The organism is Paenibacillus sp. FSL H7-0756, assembly GCF_038006765.1.
In the GTDB taxonomy this organism is placed as follows: domain Bacteria; phylum Bacillota; class Bacilli; order Paenibacillales; family Paenibacillaceae; genus Paenibacillus_AQ.
Genome location: NZ_JBBOVT010000001.1, coordinates 606,033 through 624,561, shown reverse-complemented (window position 1 = coordinate 624,561; position 18,529 = coordinate 606,033). Strand labels below are relative to the sequence as shown.

The window sequence follows — 18,529 nt, the reverse complement described above, 5'->3', positions numbered from 1 at the left end:
GATTGACTCCAAAGCAATGGAACTAAAAACAGGGGCTGCTAACCGGCGACTGTGAGCAGTTCTAACAACCGTTCCCGCCGGATTGTGGCTCTGCACGTCCACGCCTCGGCTCCATATGGAGTATCAGTGAAAGACACCTTTAGGGGTGTCTTTTTGTTTTATGGATATGGATTAGGAAACTTTCAGAATCTGCATGCCGAGTATGCTTGCACAAATTTTATTTTATTGGTTTAATTTGTTTATTCATAGAAGGAAGAAGATGGATAACAACGATTGATATTTTGAAAATGGTAATGTCACTCCACCAGCTTTTCCCGTAAAACGTGAACGAACCGACTTTTTCGGCCTCTTCCTTTCTTTTTGATCATTCGTAAAGACTATTTCAGTAAGAGATAAAATGGAATTAAACATAAATTCATTGTAACGTTTCTTTGTTTGGTCAGTCTTATATATGTAAGGTGGTGAACCCTTGGACGAATTAGAGGAACTAGAGGGAGTCTATGATCAATATTTCCGAGATGTATATATCTTTGTGCTTTCATTAAGCAGAGATGAGCAGATCGCCGAGGAAATTACACAGGAGACCTTTCTTAAAGCGCTGAAGCGAATTGAACAGTTCAGGGGGGACTGTAAAATGAGCGTTTGGCTGTGTCAGATTGCGAAAAATACTTATTTCTCCTATATGGACGAGCAGCGGAGGTACGCTCCGATGGCTGAGCAAGAAGCAGAAGCCGGTATTAACCTGGAGCAAAAACTTATTAATCAGGCTGAGGCTCTGCATGTTCATAAGGTTCTGCACGGATTGAAGGAGCCGTATAAGGAGGTTTTTATGCTCAGGTTATTTGGAGAACTGTCTTTCGATCATATTAGCCAGATTTTTGGCCGAACGGAAAGCTGGGCGAGAGTGACCTATCACCGGGCCCGGATGAAGATACATAATCTGTTAATGGAGGATACAAGATGAGCCGTATCTCATGTGACATTATTCAAGATCTACTGCCCCTGTACTATGATGACATATGCAGCGAAGCCAGCAGGGAACTAGTGGAAGAGCACCTTGTTGGTTGTGCAGAATGCCGCGCTTCTCTGATACAGTTAAATTCTAGCCTGAGTTTACCCACACAAGAGATGGAAGTGAATATACTGGAGGGAAACGGGTTGCGTAGTATTAAAAGGATGTGGATCCGTACCCAATCGCGGGCTTATTTGAAAGGAATACTGCTGGCTGCTTCCGTATGTGGATTTTTGATTCTTGGCTACTTTGGTCTGTTCCGATGGAATTTCATACCGGTGGCATCCGATCACATTACTATTTCTAATATAAGAACCATACCAAGTGGTGAAATTGCCTTTAATATTCAAATCAATGACGGGTATACCTTCAATCGTGTGAAAAATACCGTTAAAGATGACGGGAGTTACTATATAACCCCTGTCCATACTCTACTCAAATCGAAGGATTATGTTGTCTCGAGTCTTGCCAGTGGCGGGGTATACGTCAATCCTGTGAGTGTAAGGGCCTACCAGAAGGCGCATGGAAATGATGTGGAGATTACGGCCATCTATTACGGTGCACCGGATGATCCGATTCTGATTTGGAAGAAAGGCATGGAACTGCCGGCAGCAAACCGATAGTCAGGGCGATTCTAGGGTGACATCAAAACTGTAACTACACTCGTAGAAGCTTATGTGCCGTTATCTTCGGACAGGGGTTCGACTGCCTCGGCGCCATATGGATTACAGCAGAAGACACCTTATCAGGTGTCTTTTTTCATTTCTGTGGATATATTATTTATTTCCTAGTACATAAGAAGCCGTTTCCCGTGGATGGCTAAGAGGATAATGATGACCATACGGAACAACATCAACGTTACCAAGCTGCACTGGAACAGAATAGCGCTGATCTTGATCACCCCAAATAATATGAAGATTAGACCTTGGTGCTTTGGTGAAATCACCCTGATAGTTTTTCGACAGCAAACGGTTGAGCTGAAGAGTGGTATTCACAATTCTAGGCGAAGTGAAGCTGCTGCGTACTTTGGCAATATAATGTTTTGGAATACTATCGGTATTTTCAAATAAACCGTTACCTATTAAATAACGTTCTAATGAACTAGCCGTTGCTAACTTCAATGCCCATTTATTCAACAATTGAGGAGCATGAAACGATTTGGAATTTTTTTTGGCAACAGGTGGTTGAAGTAAAGTGATAGTATTCTTCGTATCTAGGTACTCGTGCGCTAACGCTTCCAGCAGAATAACCGCTCCAAAGGAGTGGCCAATCCAATGTGCGCCATGAGTGGCTTTTCCTGATAACTCCTTCACTACATTCAAGTAGAGATCCATAAGATTTGTCTCCCGCTTAAAAGGGGAACGTCCTAAACCCGGGAGATCCGGAATCCATACCGGTTGACCCGTTTGTTCATGAAGCTCTAGACCTAAAGGAAATAAATCGGAACCATCACTGAGCAAACCGTGGAATAAAATAAATGGTCTGCCCTCCCCCTGTATTTGATACATCACAGTGTTTCCGGTTAAGGTTCGTTCAAATGCAGGATGCTGCTGGTCATTGGGGTACATCAGGCGATAATCCAAGTCTGCGACTACGGCCGGGAAAAAATTCATCACACTCGTCTTAATAAACCAATCTTCGCCCATGATTTTTTTCGGTAAATCATTTGAAAAGGTTCTATTTGTAATAAAATTCAGTCCATCCGATGGAATTCGTGTGATTTTACTGATCCCGCTGTTCATAAGTGCTTTCATGAAGCGAAGGGGTACAGAGATTGTAGGTGCTGCCATGTTCATACTTTCTGACATCACGCCTAATAATTCAGATATATCCGGATCATGCTGGTTGTCTGGAACGAGTGTATAGGTTTGAATAGACGATGTCTCCAGCTTAACAACCTGAACAATAAATTTCGCCAGCGCATCGTTTGAAATAAGCGGTAATTTATACCCCTTGCCTCCAGGAATAACCGGCATCAGCCCTCTGCGCATACTCTCCACAAGCAAGCCTAAGCCGGCTACTTGCTCCGTACTTCCTGTTGTACTGCTGCCGACTACAGTGGGCGGATTAATCACAGACAGCGGATAGCCTACTGCGGATGCCTGCTGGCGAATATACAGATCTGCTAGAAATTTTGTTCGTTCATACGGATTTTTTATTTTCAAATAGTCGTGCCCTTCTTGGAACACATCAATTGCAACCTTGCTGTTAGTATCATCAAAGGGGCTCATATAACCAACGACATGAATAAATTGCTGCAAACCCTTCAATAGATGGATACGTTTAGCGAATTCACCGATATGCTTGGCGCCGTTTAAAAATACAGAGGTTGCCTCTTGCATTGTCGCTTGAATATCCATTTGTCCGCCGGCGTGAATAATAACATCGGTGCTCAACACCCTATCTTTATCTTCATCACTTAGACCTAAATCTGGTTTCGTCAAATCCCCTTCAATAAAGTGCATCGCTGCCTCGTTGAGAATACCTTTTTCCTGAAAAATACGTTTTGCTTTACCTTTCGACCTCACTAAAAGAAAAATTATAACCTCCTCTTTAAGAAGCTCCTCCACGAGTTGCCTCCCGATAAAGCCTGTTCCACCTGTTAAAAATATTGTTCTCATATCATCCGTGCTCCTTTTTAGTACTAAATGGTACTAATTTTCGTGTAAAAAAAATGCTTCTTATCGAAGCAAGTTGAAAAAGTGGCTGGCTGTTTGCGTGATCACCGTTGCATCCTTCAATATCTCAGCAAGAAACAGCGCTCCTTCCAGATTCGTGATAAAAAGTGCCGCTACCTCGTCAATATGAATCGTATCTTTAAACTCGCCTTTTTCTGCTCCTTGCTTAAGTAATAGAGAGATTTTCATCTGTAATCCTGTGAAAAAGAGACCTATTTTTTCTTTGATGTGCGTAGCTTGTGCCGGAGTTTGAATATAAAGCGTAATAAACGGACAGCTCCCCTTATACTCTCTGGATTGAACGCCCTGTGATAAATGCTGTAAAAACATCTGGACACGCTCTTCCACGGATAATTGGTTCTGGGAAAGGATATCATCCATTGCACGCTCATACGTTTCAATCCAATAATCCACGACGCCTGCTAACAATTCCTCCTTATCCGCGAAGTGATAATACACATTCGATTTGGACACTTTGCTCACACGAACTAATTCATCCATGCTGGTATAAGCAAATCCCTTTTCTAAAAATAAGGCTGCCGCGACTTCAAGCACACGTTTTTGGTTCATTACTTTTGCCTTTGTCATGATTAGAACTATATAGTACTAATTCGAACATTGCAAGTATTTTCATTTTTGCATAACCCCTATTTATCCTCTATAATTGTAGGCTACTATGCACCTGTCAGGAGGAAATGATGAATTTTATTAAAGAACACCTTGCAGGATATGGCGTGAGCGAGCAAATGAATGTGTATCTCTCGAACATCATCATGGTTTTATTTATTGCTATGCTCTCTGTAGTGGCCAATCTTGTCGCCAAAAAAATCGTACTGAAGATCATCATCCATATCATTAATAACAACCGGTATACGTGGGATAATTTCTTTTTGGAGAAAAAAGTATTCCACAAGCTGTCGCATCTCGCACCGGCCTTTATCATCTATTACGCTGCACCTATTTTTCCGCTGTATCAGTCTTTCATTGTAAAAATCGCCTTAACGTATATGATTATCGTAACGATCACGGTGTTTAATGCCCTGCTTGACGCCATCGATGCTATTTACCGTACGTATGAAGTGTCCAAGATTAGGCCGATCAGGGGTTACATTCAGGTTGCGAAGATTATTCTGTATATTATTGCTGCGATTGTAGTGATTTCTAACCTCATGGGACAGAATCCGCTGATTCTTCTTAGTGGGCTGGGCGCTTTATCGGCTGTTCTTATGCTGGTCTTCAAAGATTCGATATTGGGCCTCGTGGCAGGGGTGCAATTATCCTCTAACGATATGGTCCGAGTCGGCGACTGGATTGAAATGCCTAAATATAATGCTGACGGCAATGTAATTGACATTACGCTGAATACGGTAAAGGTGATGAATTTCGATAAAACCATTACCATGATTCCAAGCTATGCTTTGATCTCAGATTCTTTTAAAAATTGGCGGGGCATGGAGGCTTCCGGCGGCAGAAGGATGAAACGAAGTGTCTGTATTGATACGAGCAGTATATGTTTCTGTACCAAAGAAATGATTGAGGAGTTCCGGAAGGTACACTACCTTAGCGATTATATTATGACAAGATTAGATGAAATTAACTCCTATAATATCGAACATCATATCAATATGGAGAGCAAAGTGAATGGTCGACAGCTAACGAATATCGGAGTATTCAGAGAATATGTCCAAGAATATCTGCGCAATCATCCCAAAATTCATAAGGATATGACGCTCATTGTCAGACAGTTGGAAGCAGGAGACAGCGGACTGCCCTTAGAAATTTATGCGTTCAGCAATGAGACGACCTGGGGCGTGTATGAGTCGGTGCAGTCGGATATTTTTGATCATATTTTTGCGGTTATCCCTCTGTTTGGGCTTCGTGTATTTCAGAATCCAACGGGACAGGATATTGTTAATTTAAAAGAAAGAAGGGAGTATTCGGCTTGGTTAAGCTGATTATAAGAAGCCTCCCTTTAGTGTATAATAAAGCAAATTGAAGCCCTATCCCTGTCCCTGGATTGGAATGGACAGGAAGCCGAGGAGGAATGGTTGTGGCCAGCATCAGACAGAGAATTGTTCCGCATCTTTGGTATGACAAGGAGGCGGCAGAAGCCGCCCGCTTTTACGCTACTGTGTTTCCGGATTCCAAGGTTACGAGTGTGAACACCATTCATGATACGCCGTCCGGCGATGCGGGTCAGGTCTCTTTTGAGGTCTGGGGGCAGCCGTTCATGGCGATCAGCGGAGGTCCTTATTTCAAGCTGAATCCATCGGTGTCTTTCTTTGTGAATTTTGATCCCTCACGGGACAAGGATGCAGCTGAGAGATTAGATGAGGTGTGGGATAAGTTAGCTGAAGGCGGTACCGCCCTGATGCCACTCGGCAAGTATCCATTCAGTGAGCGGTACGGCTGGATTCAGGATAAGTTCGGAGTGTCCTGGCAGCTGATTCTCACGAACCCGGCAGGGGAAGAGCGGCCTGCGATTATTCCTTCCTTATTGTTCGTCGGGGATCAGTGCGGGAAGGCGGAGGAGGCGATGTCCTTCTACTTATCCGTATTCAAGGACTCGCGCCAAGGGAATATTGCCCGATACCCGGCAGGCTCTGCGCCGGATCAGGAAGGAACGATTATGTTCGCGGACTTCATGCTGGAGAATCTGTGGTTCACGGTAATGGACAGTGCGCATAATCATCAGTTCAGCTTCAATGAAGCTGTCTCCTTCATGGTATCCTGCGATTCTCAGGAAGAGATTGACTACTACTGGGACAAGCTGTCCGCAGTTCCTGAAGCCGAGCAATGCGGCTGGCTGAAGGATGCCTTCGGTATCTCCTGGCAGATTATTCCGGCGGAGATGAATGAGATGATGAAGAAGGGCACGCCGGAGCAGCTGGCGCGTGTGACGAAGGCTTTTCTGCAGATGAAGAAGTTCGAGCTTGCGGAGCTGCGTAAGGCCTATAAGGGAGAATAAAGCGGCAACTTCATGGAATACCAACACAAGCGATAAGGAACATATCCTTATCGCTTCTTTGCGCACAAATATAAGAATGTATAGGTTTCACTTGCCCTACACCTTCCCCCCGCCATCCCCCGTACGGTACTTCTTCCGATACTGGGCGGGAGTCATGCCGTATACCTTTTTGAAGCTGGAATAGAAGGTGTTCAGGGACGAGAAGCCGAAATGCTGCACGATGGGCTCGATCGGTGAGTCGGAGGCAATGAGCTCCTGGCAGATGAAGGTTAGCCGCTTCTCAGATATTTTATCGGTGATGGACTGGGTGGTCTCTGCTTTATAGAGACTGCGGAAATAATTGACGGACAAGCCCAGATGATCGGCCAGCATGGTGGCAGACAGATTCGGGTCGGTGAGATGACTCTCGATGAACTGGTCTACCTGTCCGATCAGGGCGATATTCTTGGATTGGCTGCGGGCCGCCGCAATGTCCTCGAGCGTCTTGGTAATCAAAGCCTCCATCCAGGGCATGACATTATCCATCGTTTCCTGCCGGATGATCTGCTTCTCGACGGACGTCAGTCCCCACGAGCTGGGCAACGGCTGGGAGGAATGCTCCTGGATGAGCCGGCGGATGTCCATGAACAAGGTGATCAGAGACATTTTACATTCAAAATAAGGCAGTTCCCGCAGCTTCACTACCGCTGAGCGTAAGACCTCCAGAATGACGGCGGCGTCCCCCTTGAGTATGGCCTGGGCGATCTGCCGCTCCTGGCTCACAGGCAAATGATATAATTCCCCGGGTGCAGCGGGCAGCCATTCCTTCACAATGAGCGACCGGTGTCCGAACCGGAACCTCTCCTGCGTCAGATCATAGGTCTCCAGATACACCTCATGCATGTCGGTTAAGCCAGGCAATGTCCGGCCCCAGGCCACAGTGGTTCCCACGGACAAATACTGCTGGATCAGCTGCCCTGCCACTTGCAGCTCCTTCGCGAATTCCTCTGACAACGGAGCCGATAAGACTACAGCCACGTGGTCGTCTCCCATATCTACCGTCTGCAGCTTGTGCCTGGACGATTGCAGCGACTCCTGAATAATATTGGACATCGCGAACCGGAGCAGCCGCCGGTCCTTCTCCGGGTACACTCCCGAGAATTCCGCGAAGTGGTCGATCCGGAAGATGGCTACGGACAGCTGATCGCTTGGCAGATCAATCCCCCATTCCACGAATTGAGCGCGGATCTCCGCTGCCGAATGGTACGTCTCCCCCAGAAAATCCCTTAAGAACCGCTCTCTGCCCAGGAATTTATTATGCCGCCATTGCTCGGTCAGCTCGTGAATCTGATTATGCTGCGAGGTGAAAACGCTGGATAAGTATTCGAGTTCATTGGCGTTCGCGCCAAGGCCCGGCTTCTCCGCCTGATGCTGCCGCATGACCCGGCTGATCAGCTCCTGAATGGGTGAGTACACCCGTTTGGAGATTAGAATAATCACCGCGAGGGAGGCTGCGAACAAGACGAGGAACAGGATCAGGCTGGTATCGCGCAGGACCGTGATTTTATTCAGAATGGCGGACTTCGGGATCATCTCAATGAAGGTCCAATCCTGGATGCCCTTAACGGAGGAGTCGGCATAGACCACCAGCTTCTCCCCCTGATCCTGGGGCTGGAACAGCTTCCAGCCGCTGGCCCCCTTCATCCCGTGGCTTCTAAGCTCGGCAATCTGCTGCGGATTCATTGGTGTGCTGCTAAAAATCGTCTCATCCCGGTCATTCAGCACGGTGATCGAACGGCTCGCGAAGTTTGAATTATTCTGCAGCAGGGTCATGAGATTATGGGTATCCACATTCATGACGAACGCGGAGATAGAGCTGCCTTTTTCATAAAATCTGACGATGGTCATCACTTCTTTGGGTGTATTCCCGGTAAGCGGGAGGGACAAGGTTCTCGGAATAAGCACGCTGTGGTTCGCTGTTTCCGGGTCGCGTAAGCGCTTAATAATATCCTGATCGTAAAAGGCAGCGGTATCATTTAACCCAAGTCTGGAGTCAATGACCGTATTCGTATAATCGTTAATGAGGTAGACCGAATCAATAGAGGGGTTGGCGTTCTTAATGTCCGTCAGCTGGCTCCATACCTCATAGGTCTCGAAATCGCTGTAATGATCCGAAAGGGCATACACCTTAAGCGCACTGTCATTGCTGGAGGAGAAGCTGAAATCAAGAGCCCATTCCATCAGCCGCGACGTATTCCGGGCCCCGTTCACGAGGAGGGATTCCGAATGATCTCCGATTTCCTCCAGCAGCGTCTTGGAAGATTGCCCATAGAGCAGTACGAAGGATATTCCTAAGACCAGAACGTTCGCACTGACAAAGTAAAAAATAAGCTTCATGTAGGTAGGGTGCCGCTTCAGCGAGGCGAAGAACGGTTGTCTGAATTTCATGGCTCTGGAACCTCCGTAATCATAACTGTCCGGCTCATTATAAGTAGATTTATTATAGCACACAGGGTATTTTCGTCTGCCGAATCGTTTGTTTTGGGAAGAGTGTTGTTTTTGGGAAGGCGGTAAATCTGCACTTGCGGGAAGGATTGGCGTTTCTCGGAATTGCTCAGGGCACAAGGGCTTGATAAGGTGACGGCATAGATAACGGAACGCTCCTTAAGCGATTACCGGTCTTGAGGAAGGGGGGATGTACAAATGAACTACCCGCTTAACGCAGGTAAACGTTCAAAATGGAGGCATATCACGCAGAATCCTTTTCTGTATGTGATGGCTGTACCGGGGCTGTTGTTTTTCCTCGTGTTCAGTTATTTTCCCATATACGGGATTATGATTGCCTTCAAAGATTATGATTTTGCCAAGGGGATCACGGGGAGTGACTGGGTAGGATTTAAAAATTTCGATTACTTTTTCACATCAGATGACTTCTGGACGATTCTGCGGAACACACTGTTACTCAACGTGCTGTTTATTGTGTTCACGACAGCGGCGGCTGTTCTGATTGCACTCATGTTCAATGAGATCCGCAATAAGTATTTCAAACGGATCTCGCAGTCGCTTATTTTCCTGCCTTATTTCATGTCCTGGATTGTAATTGGGATGATTGTCCAATCCTTATTCGGCGGGGAAGAGCCCATGATTAATGTCTGGCTGCAAAATATCGGCATGGAGCCGGTCAACTGGATGTTTGAGTCGAGTCTGTGGCCTTATATTCTAACGGTGATCCGGGTGTGGCAAGGCGCTGGTTATCTCTCGATTATTTTCCTGGCCGCCATTACGGGCATATCGGAGGATCTGTATGAGGCGGCCCGCATCGACGGGGCTTCTAAACTGCAGATTGTGACACGCATTACGCTGCCGCTGCTGGTGCCGACGATTATGATCATGACGCTGCTGGCCGTGGGTAAAATTTTCAACGGAGACTTTGCGATGATCTATGCCATCATTGGCGACAACTCGATGCTGTATCCGACTACCGACGTCATTGATACGTTTGTCTTCCGCTCCATGCGGCAGCTGCACGATTTCGGCATGTCTTCGGCAGTGGGCCTGTTCCAGTCTATTATGGGTCTGATCTTCGTCATTGCTGCCAACTGGGTAACCCGCAGGGTATCTAAAGAATCTGCTTTATTCTAGGAGAGTAACTATGAGACAGAAACATAGCGCTGCGGATCGCACCTTTACGGCATTCGCCCATACGTTCATTTTGCTGTTTACTTTATTTTGTCTGTTTCCTTTTCTGCTGATGATTGCCGGTTCCTTTACGGATGAGGAGGAGCTGATCGCGCACGGCTATACCTTATTCCCGCAAAAGTTATCGCTGGCCGCGTATAAGGCGGTTCTGCAATCAGATGTACTGTTCAATGGCTATGGCGTTACCCTGTTTATCACGGTTGTCGGGGCCTTAAGCGCCCTGTGCATTTCTGCCATGCTCGGCTATTCACTGGCGAATAAACGAAATGTTCTGCAAACGCCCTTTCTGTTTTTTTGCTACTTGCCTATGCTCTTCTCGGGAGGTATCATTCCGTTCTATATTGTAGTCAGCCAGTGGCTGCATTTGCAGAATACAATCTGGGTGCTCATTCTGACGATGTTATGCCAGCCGTTTCTCGTCTTCCTGCTGGTCAGCTTCTTCCGCACTATACCTGAGGAGCTAGAGGAAGCTGCCAGAATCGACGGAGCGAATGAGATGAGAGTGTTCTTCCAGATTATGATTCCGATCTCCAAGCCGATACTGGCTTCTGTCGGCCTCTTCTATGCGCTGAGCTTCTGGAATGACTGGTTCATGGGACTGATGTTCATTGATAACGAGAAGTTATTCCCGCTGCAGTTAATTCTGCGCCGGATGGTTTCCAATATGGAAGCGGCCAGGAATCTGATTCCTTCCGGTGCAGCGATTGCAGTGACTCCACCGACGTACGGGGTGCGGATGGCGACCACGGTACTGACCATCGGCCCGATTGTACTGCTGTATCCGATGCTTCAGAAATATTTTGTCAAAGGTCTAACGGTAGGCGCTGTCAAAGGGTAAGTTATTCAGATTGTCCATAGATACGGGAGGGTTACGAGATGAGGTTAAACAAATGGTTCGGCACGGCAACAACAGCGGTATTGGTGTCGTCACTGGTGCTGGCAGGCTGCGGGGGAAATGCGAAGAACGAAGGCAGTACAGCGAATTCTACGAATTCCCCTTCCAGTTCAGAGGGTGCAGCGCCTGCTTCCAAAGAAGTAGTGACGCTGAAGGCTTATTTCCCGGGAGATAAACCTGCGGGGTTCGATGCTGTGCTGCAGGCGGTCAACGACAAGCTGAAAAAGGATAATATCGGAGCCGCTCTGAATATCAACTTCATGCCTTGGACCGATTACGGGAATGCGGTATCCGTGAAGATGTCTGCCGGTGAAGAGTTCGATATGTACCTGGATGCCCCATGGCTATCCATGAACCAGATGATCGAGAGTAAATCGTTGACGGAGCTGGATGCGGCAGTGGCTGCACGGCCTGAGCTGAAGTCATCCATTCCGGAGGAAATGTGGGAGTATAACAAATTCGGCGGCAAAATTATGGGGATTCCGCTCGGCACCACCCAAGGCCAGCTGTATGGCGTACTGATCCGTAAGGATTTACGCGAGAAATACGGGCTTCCTGAGCTGAAGACCCTCGATGACCTGGAGAAATTCCTGTATGCAGTCAAGGAAAATGAGAAAGACATCAAGCCTTTTGTCATTAATGGAATTAAGGCCGATAAGCTGCCATTTATCCTGAGTAACTCTGCGAATCTGGCACAGGATGAAGTGCTGGAGATTGGGGTCAACATGTTCTCGTATGCGATCAAGGATAAGAAGGTCATTGGCCAATGGGAGAGCCCGACGATTGCCGATGCTTATGAACGTGTTACCAAATACTACAAGGATGGGATTATCTCCAAAAATATTGCCCAGGAGCAAAATGCCGAGACGCTGTTCAAGCAAGGTAAATATGCGGCGACCTACTATGCAGCTGATGGGGTCGAGGGGCTGAAATATTCGGAGATGCTGAAGGACGGCAGCGACAAGCTGGAGATTTTCATACCGAACGGGGAGCAGGCTAAGCCTTATACGGCTTATCAGCAATGGAACTTCCTCTGTATCCCGACGACCTCCAAGCATTCCGATGTCACTATGGATGTAGTGAACTGGCTGTCGATTAAGGAGAACCATGATTTGATGGAATACGGCATTCAAGGGAAGGACTGGGAGCCTGTCGGTGATTCGAGCTATAAGGCGCTGTCCGGCTATACATTCCCTGGTTATGTGCTGACCTGGCGGCCGACGCTCAACCGAACACCTGACACCATGATGCAGGATGACAAGAAGTGGTTCGACTTCTCGACCCAGACGTCCAATTTCACGCTGAGTCCGATCGCAGGCTTCAACTTCAATGCTGAGAAGGTAAAGACAGAATATGCCAAAATCACGCCGCTGCACGATTCGATCTTCCTGCCGCTAAGCCAAGGCCTGATCCCTGCAGCGGAAGGAAAGAAAACGATGGAGGACAAAATGGCCAGTCTCGGCGGGCAAAAAGTGATCGATGAAATCCAGGCTCAGATTGATGCCGTCACCGCCGGGAAATAACAGCATTTCAAACACAGAAAGAGGTTCTTTCAATGAAAATAATACGCAGCGCGCATAATCCTCTGATCGAAGCCCGGGATGTTGCCCCCTCCCGTCCCGACTTCCGGGTGCTGGGCGCGTTCAATGCAGGCGTGGCGCAGTTACAGGAGGAGACGATCCTCTTGCTGCGCGTTGCCGAAGCGCCAATATCAGACCGGGCGGACGAGGTGCTCGTTCCCCGGTTGAATGAAGCAGGGACGGAGGTGCAGGTAGAACGTTATGACAAGAACGATCCGGGCTATGATTTCGCCGACTCGCGCTTCGTAGCCAAGGATGGACAGACGGTGATGCTCACCTCCTTATCCCATCTCCGGGTAGCGCGGAGCCGGGATGGCATTCATTTCGAGGTCGAGCCGCAGCCGGCCCTGTTCCCGGAGCATCCTCTGGAGGCCTGGGGGATCGAAGATCCGCGGGTGACCCAGATCGGGGACACCTATTACATCACTTACAGCGCGGCCTCCGCGCGCGGTGTTGGTGTCGGGCTGGCGGAGACCCTCGATTTCCGGACCTTCACACGTCGCGGGCTGATGCTGCCTCCCGAGAATAAGGATGTTATGATTTTCCCGGAGAAAATCAATGGCAAATACTACGCGCTGCATCGTCCGGTGCCGAAGTCCTTCGGCGCGCCCGAGATGTGGATCACGGAATCGCCTGACCTCGACCATTGGGGGAACCACCGCTTCCTGATGGGACTCGGCGAACAGGGCTGGGACTCGGCCCGCATGGGCGGCGGGGCGGTTCCGATCCGCACGCCGCAGGGCTGGCTGGCGCTGTACCATGGTGCGGACAGCAGCCACCGCTACTGTATGGGGGCGGTGCTGCTGGATCTGGAGGACCCGTCCCGGGTCATTGCGAGATCGCGTGTCCCGGTGCTGGAGCCGGAAGCTTCCTATGAGGTGAACGGATTCTTCGGCAAGGTCGTGTTCTCCTGCGGCGCGTTGCTGCTGGACCAGACAGTCCGTATGTATTACGGCGCGGCAGATGAAGTGATGGCTGTGGCGGACATCCCGCTTCAGGATATATTAGATACTCTTGTGTAAGAGGAAGGAGGCAGTGGGAGCTGCCTTCTTTAATCTAAAGTTTAGAAAGCGCTAACAAAAACCTGGTGCAGATAAGCGAAGGAGCGTGTACATGACTGGTAAGATGCAAAGCAGGATCAAAAGATGGATATGTCTCGTGCTGGTGGGTTTGATGATCTCGACCCTCGGGTTCAATTACCCTGTATCGGCGGATAGCTCATCGCAGGAGCTGGCTGAAATGAAGCTGATGAAGCAGCGGGTGGTGGATTTCTATATCTCCAAGGACATCATCAATGACGGAACCAATGGCCGGGTGGAATGGACTTTTAAATCACAGGCCGGAACTTATTTATCGACTCAAAAAGCGGATGGAAGCTGGAGCGATGTAGATTATACCAGTACGGCCTCCAGTGCCAACGGGCGGGCGTGGTCGCCTTACCTTGCGCTGGACCGGATGCAATCGATGGCCCAGGCTTTTGCAGATCCGAAGGGGCCTTACTATCACGATGAAGCCATGTTAGCCGGTATTCAGAAAGCGCTGGATCACTGGTTCAAGGTCAAGCCGACCTCCACCAACTGGTGGGAGACCGGCATCGGGAAGCAACTGCGGCTTAGTAAAATTGCGCTGCTATGCGAAGGCTATCTGACTGCGGAGCAGGCTGCCAATATTGTCGGCACGTTAGACAGCAAACCGAATACAATCGATGGAGCCAACTCGTCCTGGTACAATCAGAACTATATGATCCGCGGCTTATTACTGGAGGATGCCCAGAATGTCCGCAGCGCTGTAGAGGCGTTTAACGTGCTCTCGGCGGTGACGGAGACGCTAACGGGAATCCAGTCGGACATGTCCTTTTTCATGCATGGGAAGACGAATTATACCACGGGCTACGGAAGAAGCTTCGCGAGAGATATGTCCTTCTGGGCTTATGTCGTCTCGGGCACAAGCTTCGCTTACAGCCAGGCGGCCATTGACTCGTTGTCCTCTTATGTGCTGGATGGAACCAGGTATCTGGTGAGAGGCGATGTTGCCGATCTGGGCATGGGGATGAACGGACCGGAGTGGCCGGATTATGAGAGCTCCGCGCTGACCTTCTATGAAGATCCGCTGGAGTGGATGCAGGCGGCTAACCCGAAGCGGGCGGATGAGTTCGCTGTTTTCCTGAATAATATCCGGGGTATTGGCACGGTCTCGGGCAATGGACTGGATGCGAACAATATGACGCAATGGCAGACCCTGGTCTCCTCTCATATGCGGAAGGATTACGGAATTACAGTGAAGATGTCGTCCAGCACGGTCAAGGGCGGCGAAATGAGAACCATTAACCCAAGCGGATACAACCTGCTCTACTGGACTCCGCAAGGCGCCACGGCTATCCAGAGAACCGGGGATGAGTATAGAACCGTGTACCCTCTGATGAACTGGAATCATGTTCCGGGAACAACAGCTCCCTACGTTTTCACGAAGGAGAATAACTTCAACAACCCGAAGACCTTTGTCGGCGGCGTAACCAATGAGCGGTACGGAGCCACGGCGTTTGACTTCAACAAGCTGAGTACCAGCGGGAAAAAGGGCTACTTCTTCTTCGATGATGAAATGGTCGCGCTGGGCGCAGGCATCACTTCAACGAATGCCGCTCCGGTCCATACCACGCTGAATCAGAGTCTGGCTGTAGGCGATGTGCTTGCAGACGGCAAAGCCGTTGCAGACGAAACGTTGCAGGTGAACGGACGCTGGGCGTATAACGATCATACCGGGTACGTGTTCCCGGACAAGACGAATTTCCAGGTGAAGCAGGAGACGAAGACCGGGAAATGGAGCGATGTGGTTACTGGCAGTTCTGCGGAGCCCATCACTAAGCCGGTGTTCTCGATGTGGCTGGATCACGGTGTGAAGCCGGTCAATGCCTCCTATCAATACATCGTATTGCCGGGTAAAACCGCCGGGGAGGTTGGCAGCTACGCGGAAGCAAGCCCTATCCAAATTCTGTCGAATACGCCGTCCGTTCAGGCGGTCCGGCACCGTTCGCTTGGCATTGCGGAAATGCTGTTCTATCAGCCGGGTACAGTCACGCTAAGAGAAGGACTGACCGTCACCGTGGATAAACCGTCGATGGTGATCGTGGATGAATCCGCGGACCCTGTCCGCATCTCGGTGGCGAATCCCGAAACGCCGGGAATTACCGTCAACGTAACGCTGAACCGGAACGGAGAACAGACCACAACCACGTACAGACTCGGCAAAGATACGTTTACCGGCCGGAGTATGACGCTGAGCGAGGGAGCTTCTATCGATGATAGAGGGTATGATCTGGCTTACAGTAAAGGTGCGGTGGCTTCCTCCAGCGTGGGCAAGCAATTTGCATCAAACGCTACAGATCTGTACAGAACCTCCAGTTGGAGCTCAAACGCTTCAGACGATGAATGGATTTATGTGGATCTGCAGGATCAATATATGATCAATAAGGTTAGACTGCATTGGGAGAAGGCGTACGGCAGAAGCTATAAAATTCAAGTATCTGATGATGCGGCCACCTGGAAGGATATTTATGCGACCTCGATGGGGGATGGCGGTATCGACGACATTTCTTTCGGTAAAACCAGTGCCAGATTCGTCCGCATGCAGGGCGTTCAACAGGGCACCGGAGACGGCTACTCGCTTGCAGAATTTAATGTCTATGAAGCGGTTGTCCCTAACCTTGCGGAAGGCATGACGGTAAAAGCAAGCTCGTCCAAAGCCGCCGATGTATCAGTGGAGAATGCGGTAGACGGCTCATTGACGACCCGCTGGGGGTCTAACTATGCCGATCCGCAGTGGATTTACGTTGACCTTGGCGCAAGCCAACCCATTTCCAAGGTTATGCTGCATTGGGAAAGCTCCTATGGGAAGGAATACCGGATCGATGTCTCCGATACGCTGGAGGATTGGAAGACAGTATATAGTACGTCCAGCGGAGACGGTGAAATTGACGAGATCTCCGTAGGTCCGGTGAATGCCAGATATGTGCGGATGTATGGAACTCAGAGAGCAAGCAAATACGGATACTCGCTCTGGGAATTTAAAGTCTTTGGACCAGAGACGCAGGAAACTGTTCCTGCCCGGGTTGAGCTTGCGGCAACGCCATCTTCGGTGGTGCCTGGAGGCAAAGTATCCGTTATGGGGGCCGTCTACGCCGATGGCAATCTTCCGTTATCCGGTGTAGATGTTGAACTCACAGCAGCCGAGGGAAGCCTTGAGCCTGCAAAAGTTACTACAGATGTGTACGGCAAGTTCAGTACGGTATTTACCGCACCGTCTGTCCCTGGAGATGTCTCCATTGTAGCCGTACTGCCGGCAAGTCCATCCGTAGCAGGGACGATTAACGTGTCTGTAGAAGAAGAGGCCGTGCCTGTATCTGCCCGGATCGAGCTTGAGGCCACACCGGCCTCCGTAACCGCTGGAGACAAAGTGTCCGTTACGGGAACCGTCTATGACGGTGAAGAGCTTCCGTTAGCAGGCGCTGCGGTCAGTCTTATGGCAGCATCAGGAAGCTTTGAGCCTGCCCTTGCGGTAACGGATGAGCACGGCCGGTTCAGCACGGTCTTTACGGCACCGTCCGCAGCCGGGGATGTGGTCATTACGGCTGTACTGACTGACAATCCTTCCGTGACGAATAAGGTTACCGTTTCTGTAAGCAAGGCCATACCAGTTCCTGCCCTTATTGAACTTCAGGCGGCACCTTCTGCCGTGAATACCGGAAATGACGTATCCATTACAGGAATCGTCTTGGGCAGCGACAATCTTCCGGTCTCCGGACTTGAAGTCGGACTCGTGGCATCCTCGGGCAGCCTTGAGCCTGCTCATGCTGTAACGGACGCAAACGGCCGGTTCAGCGCGGTCTTTACGGCACCGTCCACACCTGGAGAAGTGACGATTACGGCAGCTTTGAGTGCGTATCCGTCCATTACAGGAAGAATTAACGTCTCGGTTAACGAGCGTTCGGGCGGCGGAAACGGCGGCGATCCCGGAGGCGAAGCGCCAGTGACACCGACAGTACCAGTGCCGCCGGTTATTGTTGGAACATTGGGTGAGCCGGATGAGAGCCCGCAATCCCCGGTTACTCCTCCGGTGACTGGTCCATCCCTCACAGATATTGCCGGCCATTGGGCCGAAGCCAGTATCCGGGAAGCTGTCCGGCAGGGCATCATTACAGGTTATCCGAACGGCTCGTTCCAGCCTAACCGTAACGTGACCCGTGCTGAATTCACGGTGATGCTGGCAAAGGCACTGAAGCTTCAGAACACAGAAGCAGCGTTATCCTTCAAGGACAGTGACCGTATTGGTTCGTGGGCTAAGGCAGCCATTGGGCAAGCGGTAGACCTGGGAATCATCCAAGGGGATAACAACAGCAATTTCCGCCCGGATGCGCCTGTAACCAGAGCGGAAATGGCTGTCATGCTGGCAAGAGCATTACGCCTTGCTCCCGCTGCGCATTCCGCTGGATTCGCGGATGACCGCGATATCCCGGCCTGGGCAGTTGGAGCAGCAGCCGAGATGAAGAAGTCAGGATTGATGCAGGGTAAGGGCAACAACAACTTCTTCCCGAAAGCTGCCGCAACACGGGCAGAGACCGTCACAGTTCTGCTCAGAATGCTGGCAGCTAAGTAAATAAAGCTAACCTTTCATTTGTATACATTAGAACACAGCAAAGCAGCGATTCTCCTGTTAATAGGGAAT

The 18,529-nt window shown here is 49.6% G+C and carries 12 protein-coding genes; 9 read left to right on the top strand and 3 right to left on the bottom strand.

All coding sequences use genetic code 11. From position 1 onward, the window contains the following. Window positions 1–469: 469 nt before the first annotated feature. Window positions 470–964 carry an RNA polymerase sigma factor gene (locus NST04_RS02650; RefSeq protein ID WP_341183078.1) on the top strand — a complete coding sequence of 165 codons (495 nt, stop codon included), beginning with the start codon at window positions 470–472 and terminating at the stop codon, window positions 962–964. Further along, on the top strand, window positions 961–1,635 hold the full coding sequence (locus NST04_RS02645) for a zf-HC2 domain-containing protein (protein WP_341183077.1): 675 nt from the start codon (window positions 961–963) through the stop codon (window positions 1,633–1,635). The genes NST04_RS02650 and NST04_RS02645 overlap by 4 nt, the downstream gene beginning before the upstream one ends. 153 nt (window positions 1,636–1,788) lie before the next feature. Here the strand turns inward: NST04_RS02645 and NST04_RS02640 are convergent, their stop codons facing one another. Further along, a complete protein-coding gene (locus NST04_RS02640; RefSeq protein WP_341183076.1) occupies window positions 1,789–3,633 on the bottom strand; it encodes an alpha/beta fold hydrolase in 1,845 nt (614 codons plus the stop codon). A 60-nt stretch (window positions 3,634–3,693) separates the two neighbouring features. Further along, window positions 3,694–4,260: a TetR/AcrR family transcriptional regulator gene (locus NST04_RS02635; protein WP_341185162.1), complete on the bottom strand. Its 567-nt coding sequence runs from the start codon at window positions 4,258–4,260 to the stop codon at window positions 3,694–3,696. A gap of 128 nt (window positions 4,261–4,388) precedes the next feature. On the opposite strand from NST04_RS02635, the gene NST04_RS02630 reads away from it, so the two are divergent. Further along, window positions 4,389–5,645, top strand: a complete 1,257-nt coding sequence (locus NST04_RS02630) for a mechanosensitive ion channel family protein (protein WP_341183075.1) — start codon at window positions 4,389–4,391, stop codon at window positions 5,643–5,645. Window positions 5,646–5,740: 95 nt separating this feature from the next. After that, the gene (locus tag NST04_RS02625; RefSeq protein WP_341183074.1) at window positions 5,741–6,658 is read left to right on the top strand and encodes a VOC family protein; all 918 of its coding nucleotides are present in this window, start codon (window positions 5,741–5,743) and stop codon (window positions 6,656–6,658) included. Window positions 6,659–6,754: 96 nt separating this feature from the next. Here NST04_RS02625 and NST04_RS02620 read toward each other — a convergent pair whose 3' ends face one another. After that, complete coding sequence (locus tag NST04_RS02620) at window positions 6,755–9,085, bottom strand: helix-turn-helix domain-containing protein (RefSeq protein ID WP_341183073.1); 2,331 nt, start codon at window positions 9,083–9,085, stop codon at window positions 6,755–6,757. A gap of 255 nt (window positions 9,086–9,340) precedes the next feature. Here NST04_RS02620 and NST04_RS02615 point away from each other — a divergent pair, with 255 nt between their 5' ends. The 5 genes from NST04_RS02615 (at window position 9,341) to NST04_RS02595 (ending at window position 18,460) form a co-directional block, all read left to right on the top strand. After that, a complete protein-coding gene (locus tag NST04_RS02615; protein ID WP_036726287.1) occupies window positions 9,341–10,279 on the top strand; it encodes an ABC transporter permease in 939 nt (312 codons plus the stop codon). Between the two features lie 10 nt (window positions 10,280–10,289). Continuing rightward, on the top strand, window positions 10,290–11,174 hold the full coding sequence (locus NST04_RS02610) for a carbohydrate ABC transporter permease (RefSeq protein WP_209994846.1): 885 nt from the start codon (window positions 10,290–10,292) through the stop codon (window positions 11,172–11,174). 38 nt (window positions 11,175–11,212) lie between these two features. After that, entirely contained in the window at window positions 11,213–12,754 is a 1,542-nt protein-coding gene (locus NST04_RS02605; RefSeq protein ID WP_341183072.1) for a DUF3502 domain-containing protein, read from the top strand. A 32-nt stretch (window positions 12,755–12,786) separates the two neighbouring features. After that, on the top strand, window positions 12,787–13,833 hold the full coding sequence (locus NST04_RS02600; RefSeq protein ID WP_341183071.1) for a glycoside hydrolase family 130 protein: 1,047 nt from the start codon (window positions 12,787–12,789) through the stop codon (window positions 13,831–13,833). A gap of 91 nt (window positions 13,834–13,924) precedes the next feature. Beyond that, on the top strand, window positions 13,925–18,460 hold the full coding sequence (locus NST04_RS02595) for a polysaccharide lyase family 8 super-sandwich domain-containing protein (protein ID WP_341183070.1): 4,536 nt from the start codon (window positions 13,925–13,927) through the stop codon (window positions 18,458–18,460). The last annotated feature ends 69 nt before the right edge of the window (window positions 18,461–18,529 follow it).